Source organism: Pigmentiphaga sp. MLSB6-MA01 (assembly GCF_058793475.1).
In genome coordinates this window covers 234,190-247,387 of sequence record NZ_JBXAFV010000010.1, presented here as the reverse complement: position 1 = coordinate 247,387, position 13,198 = coordinate 234,190, and the positions used below count along the sequence as shown (strand labels likewise).

The following is a 13,198-nucleotide window of genomic DNA, read 5'->3' as shown; positions in this document are numbered from 1 at the left end:
CCCTGGATCAAGGCAAGCATGCGGTGCTCCGCACCGAGATAACCCCACCAGACCCAGGATGCGGTGGATCCGGCTCCGCCGGTCCGCCAGTGCCGCCCCTGGGGGGGCGCGTGAGCGCGTAGGGGGGTTATCTATTCATCAGGAAGTCTACCAATGCAGCGGCGGGGGCCGAGAGGCCTTCGCGCTGCCGGAAGACCACGAAGAGTTCGCGCGCGGCCCAGGGTTCCTCGATGGGGACGAGCGCCAGGTCCAGCGTGCCCACGTAGAGTTCGCCGCTGTGCTGTGGCACCACCGCGACGCCCAGGCCGACGTGGACCATGCGGCACAGCGCATCCAGGCTGCTGACGCTGATCTTGACGTGCAGCGTCGCGCCCAGCCGCCCCGCTTCCTTGACCAGCAATTGCGTCAGCGAGGTTCCCTGCCCCATGCCGACGATGTTCTCGTCCATGAAGTCGCGCAGGCGCACCACGGGCGCCTTGGCCAGGCGGTGGCGGCGCGGCACGGCCAGCACCAGGCGGTCGCTGCGGTAGGGCAGGTGTTCGAGCCGCTCGATGCCCGGGACCCTGTTGGAGAAGCCCAGGTCGAAATCGCTTTCGGTCAGGCGGCGCAGCACCTCGCTGCTGGTCTGTTCGTCGATCAGGATGTCCACGTCGGGGAACACGCGCTTGAAGGCGGCGATGTCCTCGGGCAGGAACTGCACGATGGACGACATGTTGCCGACGATGCGTATCGTGCCCTTGGCGCCGCTGGCGTACTGGGACAGCTCGGCTTCCATGCGTTCGATGTTGGCCAGGACTTCCCGCGCATGGCGGTACACGGCCTCGCCTATCGGGGTGACCGAGATGCCGCGCGATTCGCGGTGGATGACCGGCTGCCCGACCACGCCTTCGATCTCGGCGATGCGGCGGCTGACGGCCGAGGGCGCGATGGCCTCGCGTTCGGCCGCGCGCGCGATGTTGCGTTCCTGGCAGACGGCGACGAACAGGCGCAGCGAGGTCAGGTCGAGTTTACGGACGAGATTGCTCATGGTCTTGCCTTCCTGTCGCTGCGCCGATTGTGGCACGGCGGGCGACAGGGGGCAACGCGCGTTCAGGCGCTCCGGCGCGCGGGCGACAGCCAGGGATACGCCCGCAGGTGTGTATCCTCGAAGGCGCGGATCTGGTCGGCCTTGCGCAGCGTCAGGCCGATGTCGTCCAGCCCGTTCAGCAGGCAGTACTTGCGGAAAGGCGCGATGTCGAAGCCGAACGACGGCGCGCCGTCCGGACCGGACACGGTCTGCGCCTCGAGGTCGACCAAGAGTCGTACCGGCTTTTCCTGCGTGGCCAGCGCGAACAGCGCATCCACTTCTTCCTCGCGCAGCACCACCGGCAAGAGGCCGTTCTGCATCGCGTTGTTGTAGAAGATGTCGCCGAAGCTGGGAGCGATCACCGCGCGAAAGCCGTATTGCTGCAAGGCCCATGGCGCGTGTTCGCGTGACGAGCCACAGCCGAAGTTGGCGCGGGCCAGCAGGATGGTCGCGCCCTGGTAGCGCGCCTCGTTCAGCACGAAATCCGGGTTCAGCGGCCGGCCGCTGCAATCCTGGCCGGGCTCGCCCTGGTCCAGGTAGCGCCATTCGTCGAACAGGTTGGGGCCGAAGCCGGTGCGGCGGATGGACTTTAGGAACTGCTTGGGAATGATGGCGTCGGTGTCGACGTTGCCGCGGTCCAGCGGCACGACCAGGCCTTGCAGGCGATCGAATTTTTCCATGGTGGATTCCTTACAGGGCGCGCACGTCGACGAAGCGGCCGGCGATGGCCGCCGCCGCGGCCATCGCCGGGCTGACGAGGTGCGTGCGTCCGCCGGCGCCTTGCCGGCCTTCGAAATTGCGGTTGGAGGTCGAGGCGCAGCGTTCGCCCGGCGAGAGCCGGTCGGCGTTCATGGCCATGCACATGGAGCAGCCGGATTCGCGCCATTCGAAACCGGCGTCGATGAAGACGCGGTCCAGGCCTTCCTGTTCCGCCTGCGCCTTTACCAGTCCGGAACCGGGCACCACCATGGCGAGCCGGATGTTCGCCGCCTTGCGGCGGCCCCTGATCACGGCGGCGGCGGCGCGCAGGTCCTCGATGCGCGAGTTGGTGCACGAGCCGATGAACACCTTGTCCAGGGGGATGTCGGCGATGGGCGTATTGGCCGCCAGCCCCATGTAGGCCAGCGCCTTGCGCATGCCTTCGCGGCGGACCGGATCGGTTTCGGCGTCGGGGTCCGGCACCTTGCCGTCCACGGCCACGACCATCTCGGGCGAGGTACCCCAGGTGACCTGCGGCAGGATGGATGCCGCATCGATCTCCACCACCGTGTCGAACACCGCGCCCTCGTCCGAGCACAGCGTGCGCCACCAGGCCACGGCCTGGTCCCACTGCGCGCCCGACGGCGAGAACGGACGGCCGCGCAGGTAGTCGATGGTGGTGTCGTCCACCGCGATCATGCCGGCCCGCGCGCCGGCCTCGATGGACATGTTGCAGATGGTCATGCGGCCCTCCATCGACAGCGCGCGTATGGTCGAGCCCGCGTACTCGATGGCGTGGCCGGTGGCGCCGGCCGCGCCTATTCGGCCGATCAGCGCCAGCACGATGTCCTTGGCCACCACGCCGGGCTGCAGCGTGCCTTCCACGCGCACCAGCATGGATTTCATCTTGCGCGCGATCAGCGTCTGCGTCGCCAGCACGTGTTCGACTTCCGAGGTGCCGATGCCGTGCGCCAGACAGCCGAAGGCACCGTGCGTGCTGGTGTGGGAATCGCCGCACACCACCGTCATGCCGGGCAGCGTCGCGCCTTGTTCCGGGCCGACCACGTGTTCTATGCCCTGGCGCCGGTCCTGCATGCCGAAGAAGGTCAGGCCGAAGGTGCGGGCATTGTCTTCCAGCGCGCCCACCTGGGCGCGCGAAAACGGGTCGTCGATGCCCTGGCTGCGATCGGTGGTGGGCACGTTGTGGTCGGCGATCGCCAGACAGGAGTCGGCCCGCCACGGCGCGCGGCCGGCCAGCCGCAGGCCCTCGAAGGCCTGCGGGCTCGACACCTCGTTGATCAGGTGCCGGTCGATGTACAGAAGGCTCGTGCCGTCGGGTTCGGCGGCGAAGGCGTGCGTGTCCCAGAGTTTGTCGTAGAGCGTGCGCGGCATGCTTGGTCATCCATCATCGCGGGCCGGCCCAGGGCCGGCGGGCTTTCATGATAGGAGCGCCGGATGGGGCGTGGGATGACGATTGGAGAGGGCTGCCGTCGCCGATGGCGGGGGTTACTGCGTCATGCGTATGGCTTCGGTGCGCGCCATGCGCGGCGGATAGCCGTACCGCGCCCGGAACTGGCGGCTGAAATGCGGAATGTCGTTGAAGCCCTGGCGCAGCGCGATCTCGGTAATGGATATGTGGTCGAATCGCGGGTCCACCAGCATCGCGTTGGCCCGCGTCAGCCGTTCTTCCCGGACCCAGGTGCCGAAGGTGGTGTCGGCGGTCGAGAACAGTTTGTGCAGGTAGCGCTTGGAAATGTTCATGGCCTTGGCGACCGTGGCCGGATCCATGTTGGGATCGTCCAGGTTGCAGCGCAGGTAGGCCTTGGCGCGCGACAGCAGGATGGCTGCGCTCTGGGGCGGCGCGCCGCCCTCGGGGTCGGGCGCCGTCTCGCCGCCCTGGAACGCCAGCCCCACCAGGTCCAGCGCCATGTCGATGGCCTGGATGCGCGTATGGTTGTTCAGCAGCAGGCCTTCCTGCGCCAGCAGGCCCAGCTGGTGGGCCGCCAGCCGCCCGATGCCGTTGCGGATGCTGGGTGTGACCGACAGGAAATGGCTGGGGTCGGGCAGCCGGCTCTCCAGCAGGCGGCGCGGGACGGACACCAGCAGGCGTGCCGTGGTGTCGTGGTGGGTGGACCGGTAGGGAATGGCCTTGTCCAGCAGGAACAGGCTTTCGGCGTCCACCACCGTCCGCTGGTGCGGATGGCTGACGACGGCGTTGCCCACCAGGTTGATCCCGACCAGGTATTCGTTCTGGTTGTCGCGCTCTATGCACCGGGCCGTGCGATGGATCTCGAGCGGATCGGAGCGGATGTAGATGAAGTTGAGCGGGCCGACGCTGGTGCGCGCGATCTGGTGCTGGAAGCGGTTGCGGCTGGAGGTGCCGATCTCGACCCGGGCGATCTGGCTGCTGACCAGCCGGGTGTACTGCTCGACGTTGTCCGAGCTGACGACATCCTGGCTACCGAACGGCCCGCCCGGCATGGCGCCCCACATGTCCTGCGGCGGGTGTCCGATATGCGTACCCATTGAATGGCGTTCCTCCAGGTTCCCGCCCGGCTGCGACGGGCGCATCGGACCATGCTCGTCCAACGTAACACAGACTGCATGCCGGCGGCCGCCGGGCGGGGCCTCGTATTCCCGGGTTGCCAAGCGGGGGATCAGACACCGAGGTAGCGGTCGCGGACCTCCTCGGCGGCCTGGAGGGCTTCGGGCGTGGACTCGAACACGATGCGCCCCTTGTTCACCAGCAACACGCGGTCGGCCAGCGCCATGGCGAACTTCAGGCGCTGCTCGATCAGCAGCAGGGTCGAGCCCCGCCGCTTGACCTCGACCAGCACGGCGTGGAGTTCCTTGACCAGCAGCGGCGACAGCCCCTCGGTCGGCTCGTCCAGCAGCACGACGCGCGGATAGCCTACCAGGGCGCGTCCTACCGCCAGCATCTGCTGCTCGCCACCCGACAGGCCGCCGGCCCGGTTGTGGCGGCGCTCGGCCAGGCGCGGAAAGGCGGCGTAGACCTCGTCCTTCGTCCACGACACCCCTTCCCGGTCGTAGCGGCGCAGGTTGGCGCCCAGTTCCAGGGTTTCGTGCACCGTCAGCGAGCGGAAGATGCGCCGCCCCTGCGGGACCAGCGCGATGCCTTGCCGGCTGATGCGCTCCGGGGCGGTGCCCGTGATATCGATGCCGCCGATACTTATCTTTCCCTGCCGTGGCGCCACGAAGCCCGCCAGCGTGCTGACCAGGGTGGTCTTGCCGACGCCGTTGCGTCCCAGGATGGCGACCACCTCGCCCCGGGCGGCGCCCAGGGTCACGCCCTGGAGGATGTAGCTCGGACCGTAGTAGGTATGGACGTCCGCGACGTCGAGCAAGCGGGGATGCGTCGTGGTCATTCGCCTTCACCGAAATAGATGCGCCGGATCTCGGCGTTGTTGCGCACTTCCTCGGCCGTGCCGGTCAGGACCATCTGACCGTTCTGCAGGATGGTGAAGCGATCGGCCACCTCGAACGCCACGTCCATGTCGTGTTCGACCACGATCACGGTGACGTCGGACGGCAGTTCCTTGATCAGCGTCACGACGCTTTCGGTCTCCATCGCGGACAGGCCCGAAGTCGGCTCGTCCAGCAGCAGCACCCGGGGCTCGCCGGCCACCGCCATGGCCAGTTCGAGCTTGCGCTGGTCGCCGTAGGACAGGTCGCAGACGCGCGTGCGGCGATCGGAGGTGAAGCGCCAGTCGTCCAGCAGCGCGCGCACGCGTTCCCAGATCGGCCCGGGCGCCGCCGCGTCGCGCATCATCCCGTAGCGGGTGGACGAGAGCGCCCGCACCGCCAGGTGGACGTTCTCCTCGACGCTGGCATCCTGGAACAGCGACGTGATCTGGAAGGTGCGCGCCAGGCCCTTGTGCGCGCGCCGGTGCGGCGGCAGGGCGGTCACGTCCTCGCCGAACAGCCGCACCTTGCCGTGGGTCGGCGTCAACTGCCCGCCTATCATGTTGAACAGGGTGGTCTTGCCCGCGCCATTCGGTCCCAGCAGCACGCGGCGCTCGCCCACCGCGATGTCGATCGAGACGTCGGACACGGCGCGCAGGCCGCCGAAAGAAATGCCTATGCCATCGAGCTGCACGGCCGCGGATCTCATGAGGCCCTCCGGGTGCGCACGAGGTCGTGGGCCAGGGCGACGATGCCGCGCGGCGCGAACAGCACGGCCGCCACGTACAGCAGGCCGAGCCAGGTGATCCAGCGGTCGGTGAAGCCGCTGACCAGGTGGCTGAGCAGCATGACGATGAAGGCGCCCAGGACCGGGCCGGCCAGCGTGCCGGCGCCGCCGATGATGACCATCAGCGTGATTTCGGCCGAGATCACGATGCCGACCGACTCGGGGCTGACGAAGCCCTTGTAGAAGGCGAACAGTACGCCCGCGTAGCCGGCGAAGCCCGCCGAGATGATGAAGGCCAGGTACTTGTACAGCCAGACGTTGTAGCCCAGGGCCGCCATGCGCGGGCCGTTCTGCTGGATGCCCCGCAGCGCGTGGCCGAAGGGCGATCGCGCCAGGACGGCCATCAGGCAGAGCGCCGCGGCGGTGGCCAGGACGACCAGCAGGTAGTAGCCGCCGGTGTCGGCGATGGACAGGCCGGGCAGGCCCAGGTCCGGCCGGCCGATGCCGCGCAGCCCGTCGTCGCCCCCCGTGACCGAACGCCACGAGAAGGCCGCGGCCCAGGTGATCTGGCCCAGCGCGAGCGTGATGATCAGGAAGTAGACGCCCGTGGTCCGCAGCGCGAGCAGCGCGTACACCGCGGCCACGGCCATGGCGGCCACGATCGCGGCGGCGGCCGCCAGCCAGAAGTTGGTGGATACGTGCAGGTATACGAGCCCGGCGGTGTAGGCTCCCACGCCGAAGTACGCGGCATGCCCCAGCGACGGCAGCCCCGCGTAGCCCAGCAGCAGGTTCAGGCCGAGCGCCAGGATGGCGAACACCAGGCAGTCGATGACGAGGCCGGCGCCGTACGACGACAGCCCCTGTCCGAGCACGAGGAGCCCGGCCGTGCCCAGCGCCGTGGCAAGCCAGGGGGAGGAGAATCGGGAAGTGATCATGGCTTGTCTCATGCGCGGCCGAACAGGCCGTTGGGCCGGATGACCAGCATGGCCACCATGGGAACGAACATCGTGAACATGGCCAGCTCGGGAATGAAGGCCTTGCCCAGCGTATCGGCGAAGCCGATCAGCAGGCTGCCGTACAGCGCGCCCTTCAGGCTGCCCAGGCCGCCGATCACGACCACGGCGAAGGCTTGCAGCATGACCTCGAAGTCGGCGCCGGGATAGATGCCCAGCATGGCGCCGCCCAGCACGCCCGCGACCCCGGCCAGGGCCGCGCCGGCGGCGAACACCAGCGTGAACACCAGCCGGATGTCGATGCCCTGGGCGCGCACCATGCCCGGGTCGTCCACGCCGGCGCGGATGATGGCGCCGATGCGGGTCTTCTCGATCAGCAGCCACAGGGCCAGCGCGACGGCGGCGCCGCAGGCGATCAGCGCCACGCGGTACTTGGGGAACACCATGCCGCCGTAGCGCAGCGCGCCGTCCAGGAACTCCGGCCGCTCCAGGGTCTGCGGCAGTCCGCCCCAGAACCACAGGGCGAAGTCCGAGATCACCAGCAGCACGCCGAAGCTCATCAGCACCTGGCCCAGCTCGTTGTCCTGCACGCGTTGCAGCAACAGCCGCTGCAGCACGATGCCGACCAGGCCCACCACGGCGGCGGCGCCCAGCAACGCCAGCCAGAAGCTGCCGGTGCGGGCCAGCACGCTCAGCCCGCAGTAGCCGCCCAGCAGGTAGAACGAGCCGTGGGCCAGGTTGATGATGCGCATCAGCCCGAAGATGATGGACAGGCCCGCGGCGATCAGGAACAGCAGCATCGCCAGCGACAGCGCGTTCAGTATCTGGATCGAGTAGAAAGACATGGAACGGCCCGCTCGCTACTTCGCCCACTCGTTGGCGATGTCCCGGTAGGGCTTCATCTCAAGGAATGCCTTCGGCTCCCAGGTGTAGAACTGGGAGATGGCCGGCACCTTCGTGACGGGTTCGTTGACCAGCTTGCCGTCCACCCGCTTGACCTCGAACACGTAGATGTCGTGCACGGGGCTGCGATAGTCGTCGAAGCGGAACGGCCCGCGCGGCGCGGCGAACTTCACGCCCGCCAGCGTCTTGTTCACCTTGGCCTTGTCCGAGACGTCGCCGCCCAGCGCCTTGATGGTCTCGCCGATGGCGCGCGCGGCCACGTACGAACCTTCCGAATAGAAGGTGGGTGTGCGGCCGAAGCGCTTCTGGTAGGCCTTGACGAAGGCCTCGTTCTCGGGCGTCTTCACGCGGGCCGAGTAGTGCGAGGACGACAGGATGCCCAGGGCCGACTTGCCCTGCGCCTCCAGGATCATGTCGTCGGTCAGCATGCTGGAGCTGACCAGGGGCAGCGTGCCCTTCAGGCCGTACTCGTCGTACTGCTTGACGAACTTGATGGCTTCCGAGCCGGCGAACACCGCGGCCACGGCGTCGGCGTCCTTGACCTTCATGCTGGACAGGAAGGGCGCGAAGTCGGCGGTGCCCAGCGGCGGATACAGCGTCTGCACGATCTTGCCGCCGGCCTGGGTGAAGGTGCGGGCGATGCCGCCGGTCTGCTCGAAGCCCGCGGCGTAGCCGGTGGCGACCAGGATCAGGCGGCGATAGCCCTTGTCGTACAGCCACTTGCCGAAGGGGTGGCTGGCCTGGCTGCCGGAGCTGTTGGTGCGGAAGATGTTGGGCGCGGCCAGTTGTTGCGTCAGGCCGTCGGCGCTGGCCACCGAGACGACGTAGGGAATGTTCTTTTCCACCATGTAGTCGCGCAGGGCGTAGGCGACGCTGGACGAGACCACGCCGCCCAGAAAGGCCACCTTGTCGCTTTCCACCAGCTTCCTGGCCTTGGTCAGGCCCACGTCGGGCTTGGCCTGGGAATCCTCGAAGACCAGTTCGAGCCGGGCGCCGCCCACCTTGGCCCCGACTTCGTCCAGGTAGAGCTGGAAGCCGTTGCGGACGTCCTCGCCGATGGCGGCGTAGGGACCGGTGTTCGGGCTCATCACGCCGATCCTTATGGTGGGTTCGGCCGCGCCGGCACCGGCGCCGGTCAATGCCAGGCCAGCGGCGAGCGTGGCCAGGGCGATTCTGGAATGGATGCGTTTCATGGGATTCCCCAGGCGGGAGGTTGTCGGAACGTCTTGGTGTTGTGCAGGGGCATAGTGGAAGGGTTCACGGGCGGGCGCTTGCGCGTCAGCGCATGACCGGTTGAGTCCTGGCGCACGTCCGCCTGGGGGTGTTCCCTAGCCTCGTGAGGCAAGTTCCGCGAAACGGCGCATGCCCAGCTTCACGCCCAGCGCCCGTTCGTGGGCCAGGCGCAGGTAGGGGTCCAGGCGCGCGGCGCGCGCGGCCGCTACGCGGGCATCGCGCTCCAGCACGGGCAGGTGGCCGGCCAATTCGCGCCGGACGGTTTCGAGGTCGATGGAAGCCAGGCGGCCATTCTCGACCAGCATGCGTCCGTCCACCATGACGGCGGCCACGCCGCGTCCGCTTTCGCCGAACACCACCTGGCGCGCGGCGTCGTTGAGCGGCAGGTAGACCGGATCGCGCAGGTCCAGGAAGGTGATGTCGGCCTTGCGGCCCTCGGCCAGCCGGCCGATGTCCTGTTCCAGGCCCAGGGCCCGCGCGCCGCCCAGCGTGGCGGCCCGCAGCGCGTCGGCGGCGTGGGGCGGGCCTTCGTCATGGTCGGTGACGGCCGCCTGCAGCACGGCCAGCTTCATGGCCTGGAACATGTTCTGCGCGTCCGAGCACGAGCAGTTGTCGCAGCCCAGCGCGACGCCCACGCCGTGGTCCAGGTAGCGGCGCAGCGGCGCGATGCCGTTCTTGGTCTTCAGGTTGCTCATGGGGTTGAGCACCATGCGCGTGCCCGACTTCGCCAGCATGGCCATGTCGCGGCGGTCCAGCCAGACGCCGTGCGCCAGCGTCAGTTGTGGGCCCAGCAGGCCCAGGCGCGCCAGGTAGCGGATGGGCGAGCCGCCATCCGCCTTGAACAGTTCGCGGGCCGCCACCGCTTCCATGCGCGAGATGGCCACATGCGAGAACATGCGTCGTCCGTGCTCGCTGGCCAGGTCGCGCAGGGCCGTCAGCAGCGCCGGGCCGCAGCGCTCCGGGCTGGACGGGCAGACGGCCCAGCCCAGCCTGTCGTCGTCCCGCGCGGGATGGGCGGCCAGGATGTCCGCCATTTCGGCCACGGCGTCGCGCATGCCGGCCGGCGGCGGCGGCCCGGCGGCCAGCGCGGCGGCCTCGGCAGGCAGGATGTCGCGCAGGAACGGCATGGTGTGGAGCGCGCCTACGTCGGCGACCTGCATGCCCAGCACGACGCGCAGGCCGGCGTCCTCGTAGGCGCGCCGCACGACCTCGATCTGGCGCCGGTCCAGCGGCCACAGGCTCAGCATGTCCTGCACCGTCGTGATGCCGCCCAGCAGGCATTCGGCCGCGCCCACCAGCGTGCGCAGGCGCAGCTCGTCGTCCGAGCGCGGCGGGAAGTAGCGCGGTAGCGCGCGGAAGGTCCAGCGCTCCAGCGACATGACGTCGAAGCTCCCCTTGAGCAGGACGTCGTGCGAATGGTAGTGCGCGTTGACCAGGCCCGGCACGGCCAGCCAGCGCGAGCCGTCGACGACGCGCGCCGTGGCTGGCGGCGGGGGCGCCGTGCCGTGCGGAATGATGCGCCCGATGTGCTTGCCCACGATGGACAGGTCCGCCTGGAATGGCCGGTCGGCCGTTTCCGGATCGAGGATCGTCACCCCGCGTATCACGGTGGCCGGGGCGGCCAGGGGCGTTTCCTCAGCCACCCGCGCTCCCTGCGCGCGGCTGGTCGTCCAGGTGCATGGCCAGGCGCGTATCCCGTGCGTAGCGCGGCCACGGAGGCAGCGAAGGCGCCGCTGGCACGCCGTCGCGGGCGAAGGCCAGCCAGGCCGCGCGCATCGTGGCCGACAACCGTTCGATCGTCCGCGGGCTGGCGGATCCCAGCATGGGCGAGCCGTTCCAGGCGCTCGCCGTGCCCATCAGGAAGGGCAGCTCCAGGCAGTGGCAACTGCCGAAGGCGGACGCGGGCGCCTGCCAGTCGAAGCGGTAGAAATACACGCTGGCTCCCGCCGCCGAGGCGCGGTCCGCATAGCGCAGCGTCGGCGTATCGAAGACGAAATCCGAGATCCAGTCGCTGAACAGATCGGCCGCGTGGACATCGGGACGCGCCTGGTGGCGGCGGGCATAGTCGCTGGCCGCCGCGTCGCCGTAGAGGGCCTGCAGGCGCGCCTGCGCGCCGCCGTGGTCCAGTCCGGCCATGCGCGGGTCCCGCGCGAAGAAAGCCTGGCATTCGCGCGCCGTCACGCCCAGCAGGATCTCGACCCCGGCCATGGCGTCGGCCGCCAGCGTGTCGAAGTGGAAGTCCGCCGGCAGGCCGGGCGGATGGGCCAGGAGATGGAAGGGCGGCGCCGTCTCGCCCAGTTGCGCGGTCTCGCGCGCGACGGCGCCCTGCGCGGTCAGGATGGCGGCCACGGAAAGATCCCGCGCGCGGCCCGGCGCATCCGCCAGCCCCAGGTGATGCAGGAAGCGTTCGCCCATCTCGCCCGCGCGGTCCGTGTCCAGCGCCCCGATGCCGTAGGCGCCGCTCTGCAGGATGGCCCGGCGTACGCCCGGCCCGGCATGTCCGCCCGCGAACAGCGCGGCGATCGCGTTGGCGCCGGCCGACTGGCCCATCAGCGTGATGGCGTCCGGGTCGCCGCCGAAATCGCGTGCGTGTTCGCGCACGAAACGGATGGCCTGGGCCTGGTCCAGCAGCCCCAGGTTGCCGGGCGAAAGCCCGTCCGCGTACAGGTAGCCCAGCGCGCCCAGCCGGTAGTTCACGCCCACGACCACCACGTCGCCCTCGCGCGCCAGCCGGCAGCCGTCGTACCAGTCCAGCCCGCCGCCGCCGCTGGAGAATCCACCGCCGTGCAGCCAGACGACCACGGGCCGGTGGCCGCCATCGACGCCCGGCGTGGCGATCGTCAGTTGCAGGCAGTCCTCGTCCTGCTCGCGCGAGAAGTCGCCCATCACCGCTGCCAGCCGCGAGGCCGCTTGCGGCGCGATGGCCATGGGGCGGGTCGCGTCGCGTGTTCCCGTCCACGGCCGCGGCGGCTCGGGCGGGGCGAAGCGCAAGGGTCCCACGGGCGGCCGGGCATAGGGCACGCCCGAGAACCACAGCACGCCGTCCCGGCGCGCGCCGCGCAATCGCCCTTCTTCCAGGCCGATTTCCACGAACCCGCTTGCTTCATTGCCCATGTCGCGCTCCATTGCTTTCCCGGAGCGAGTATGGCGTCCACCGCCGCCGCGCTCTTGTCGTGGAGTGCAATACCGCATGCGCAGGAATGTCCTGCGCCGCATTGCGCTGGGTGACAAGCGGCGTTGCACTCCGGCGCAAGACCGCGGCGGCGGCGCGATGCCAGTATGGATGCCATTGCAACGAAGGAGGCTCCAATGAGCGGAGACATCGATTCGGTCAACCACCTGGGCATCGCCGTGCGCGACATGGACCAGGCCTGCGCCCTGTACGAACGCCTGGGCTTCACGCTGAGCCCGCTGTCCGTGCATTCGGGCTCCAAGGCGCCGGGCGAGGCGCCCGTGCCCATGGCGACCGGCAATCGCTGCGCGATCTTCCCGAAGAACTACATCGAGGTGCTGGGCATCGTGAATCCCGGCGCGATGGACTGGGGATGGGAGCGGTTCGTGGACAAGTTCCAGGGTGCCCACATCATCTGCTTCGGCTGCACCGACGCCGAGACCGTGCATCGGCGACTGGAGGAAAGCAAGGTCGCCAATTCGGGCGTGATCACCTTGCAGCGCGACATCGGCACCGAGGACGGCATGCGCACCGCGCGCTTCGACTGCGTCCACTTCGACAGCGCCGCCACCCCCGAGGGGCTGATCCAGGCGGCTCGCCACCGCAATCCCGAGTACGTCCACCAGCCCCGCTACCTGGGCCATGCCAACGGCGCGACCTCGCTGGCCGAGATCCTGCTGGTGTCCGAGCATCCCGAGCAGACCGCGGCGCGCTACGCGGTGCTGAGCGGCCAGCCCAGCGTCAGGCAGGACGACGGTTCGTTCCTGATCCGGCTGCCGGTGGCCACGGCCCTGCGCTTCATGGGGCCCGAGCAGGCCGGCATCGAACTGCCCGGCACGTTGATGGCGCCGGCGCCGGCCATCGTGGCCGCGACCTTCGGCGTGCGCGACCTGGCCGCGGCGCGGGCATGGGTGGCGCAGGCGGGCTTTCCCATCGTGGACGGCCCGGGCCGCTTCATGGTGCCGGCCGAGAACGCGCTGGGCGTGGCCCACCTGTTCCGTCAGGAGTAAGCCCGCCCAGTG

The 13,198-nt window shown here is 69.4% G+C and carries 12 protein-coding genes; 1 reads left to right on the top strand and 11 read right to left on the bottom strand.

The window, feature by feature from the left end; all coding sequences use genetic code 11:
* Nucleotides 1-127: 127 nt before the first annotated feature.
* The 11 genes from AC1Q6E_RS17930 to AC1Q6E_RS17880 form a co-directional block, all read right to left on the bottom strand.
* Nucleotides 128-1,027, bottom strand: a complete 900-nt coding sequence (locus AC1Q6E_RS17930; RefSeq protein WP_492573210.1) for a LysR substrate-binding domain-containing protein — start codon at nt 1,025-1,027, stop codon at nt 128-130.
* Nucleotides 1,028-1,089: 62 nt separating this feature from the next.
* Complete coding sequence (gene leuD, locus AC1Q6E_RS17925; protein ID WP_492573209.1) at nt 1,090-1,746, bottom strand: 3-isopropylmalate dehydratase small subunit; 657 nt, start codon at nt 1,744-1,746, stop codon at nt 1,090-1,092.
* Nucleotides 1,747-1,756: 10 nt separating this feature from the next.
* The gene (leuC, locus tag AC1Q6E_RS17920; RefSeq protein ID WP_492573208.1) at nt 1,757-3,157 is read right to left on the bottom strand and encodes a 3-isopropylmalate dehydratase large subunit; all 1,401 of its coding nucleotides are present in this window, start codon (nt 3,155-3,157) and stop codon (nt 1,757-1,759) included.
* Between the two features lie 114 nt (nt 3,158-3,271).
* Complete coding sequence (locus AC1Q6E_RS17915) at nt 3,272-4,291, bottom strand: helix-turn-helix domain-containing protein (protein ID WP_296554759.1); 1,020 nt, start codon at nt 4,289-4,291, stop codon at nt 3,272-3,274.
* 131 nt (nt 4,292-4,422) lie between these two features.
* Complete coding sequence (locus tag AC1Q6E_RS17910; RefSeq protein WP_152798007.1) at nt 4,423-5,151, bottom strand: ABC transporter ATP-binding protein; 729 nt, start codon at nt 5,149-5,151, stop codon at nt 4,423-4,425.
* On the bottom strand, nt 5,148-5,897 hold the full coding sequence (locus tag AC1Q6E_RS17905; protein WP_152798006.1) for an ABC transporter ATP-binding protein: 750 nt from the start codon (nt 5,895-5,897) through the stop codon (nt 5,148-5,150). Before AC1Q6E_RS17905 ends, AC1Q6E_RS17910 begins: the two co-directional genes overlap by 4 nt.
* On the bottom strand, nt 5,894-6,850 hold the full coding sequence (locus tag AC1Q6E_RS17900) for a branched-chain amino acid ABC transporter permease (protein WP_296554764.1): 957 nt from the start codon (nt 6,848-6,850) through the stop codon (nt 5,894-5,896). The genes AC1Q6E_RS17905 and AC1Q6E_RS17900 overlap by 4 nt, the downstream gene beginning before the upstream one ends.
* Nucleotides 6,851-6,858: 8 nt before the next feature.
* Nucleotides 6,859-7,713, bottom strand: a complete 855-nt coding sequence (locus AC1Q6E_RS17895) for a branched-chain amino acid ABC transporter permease (protein ID WP_152798004.1) — start codon at nt 7,711-7,713, stop codon at nt 6,859-6,861.
* 15 nt (nt 7,714-7,728) lie between these two features.
* On the bottom strand, nt 7,729-8,964 hold the full coding sequence (locus tag AC1Q6E_RS17890; RefSeq protein ID WP_296554766.1) for an ABC transporter substrate-binding protein: 1,236 nt from the start codon (nt 8,962-8,964) through the stop codon (nt 7,729-7,731).
* A 135-nt stretch (nt 8,965-9,099) separates the two neighbouring features.
* Entirely contained in the window at nt 9,100-10,647 is a 1,548-nt protein-coding gene (locus AC1Q6E_RS17885; protein ID WP_492573207.1) for an amidohydrolase family protein, read from the bottom strand.
* Nucleotides 10,640-12,118 carry a carboxylesterase/lipase family protein gene (locus AC1Q6E_RS17880; protein ID WP_492573205.1) on the bottom strand — a complete coding sequence of 493 codons (1,479 nt, stop codon included), beginning with the start codon at nt 12,116-12,118 and terminating at the stop codon, nt 10,640-10,642. Before AC1Q6E_RS17880 ends, AC1Q6E_RS17885 begins: the two co-directional genes overlap by 8 nt.
* Before the next feature lie 195 nt (nt 12,119-12,313).
* On the opposite strand from AC1Q6E_RS17880, the gene AC1Q6E_RS17875 reads away from it, so the two are divergent.
* On the top strand, nt 12,314-13,186 hold the full coding sequence (locus AC1Q6E_RS17875) for a VOC family protein (protein WP_296554767.1): 873 nt from the start codon (nt 12,314-12,316) through the stop codon (nt 13,184-13,186).
* The last annotated feature ends 12 nt before the right edge of the window (nt 13,187-13,198 follow it).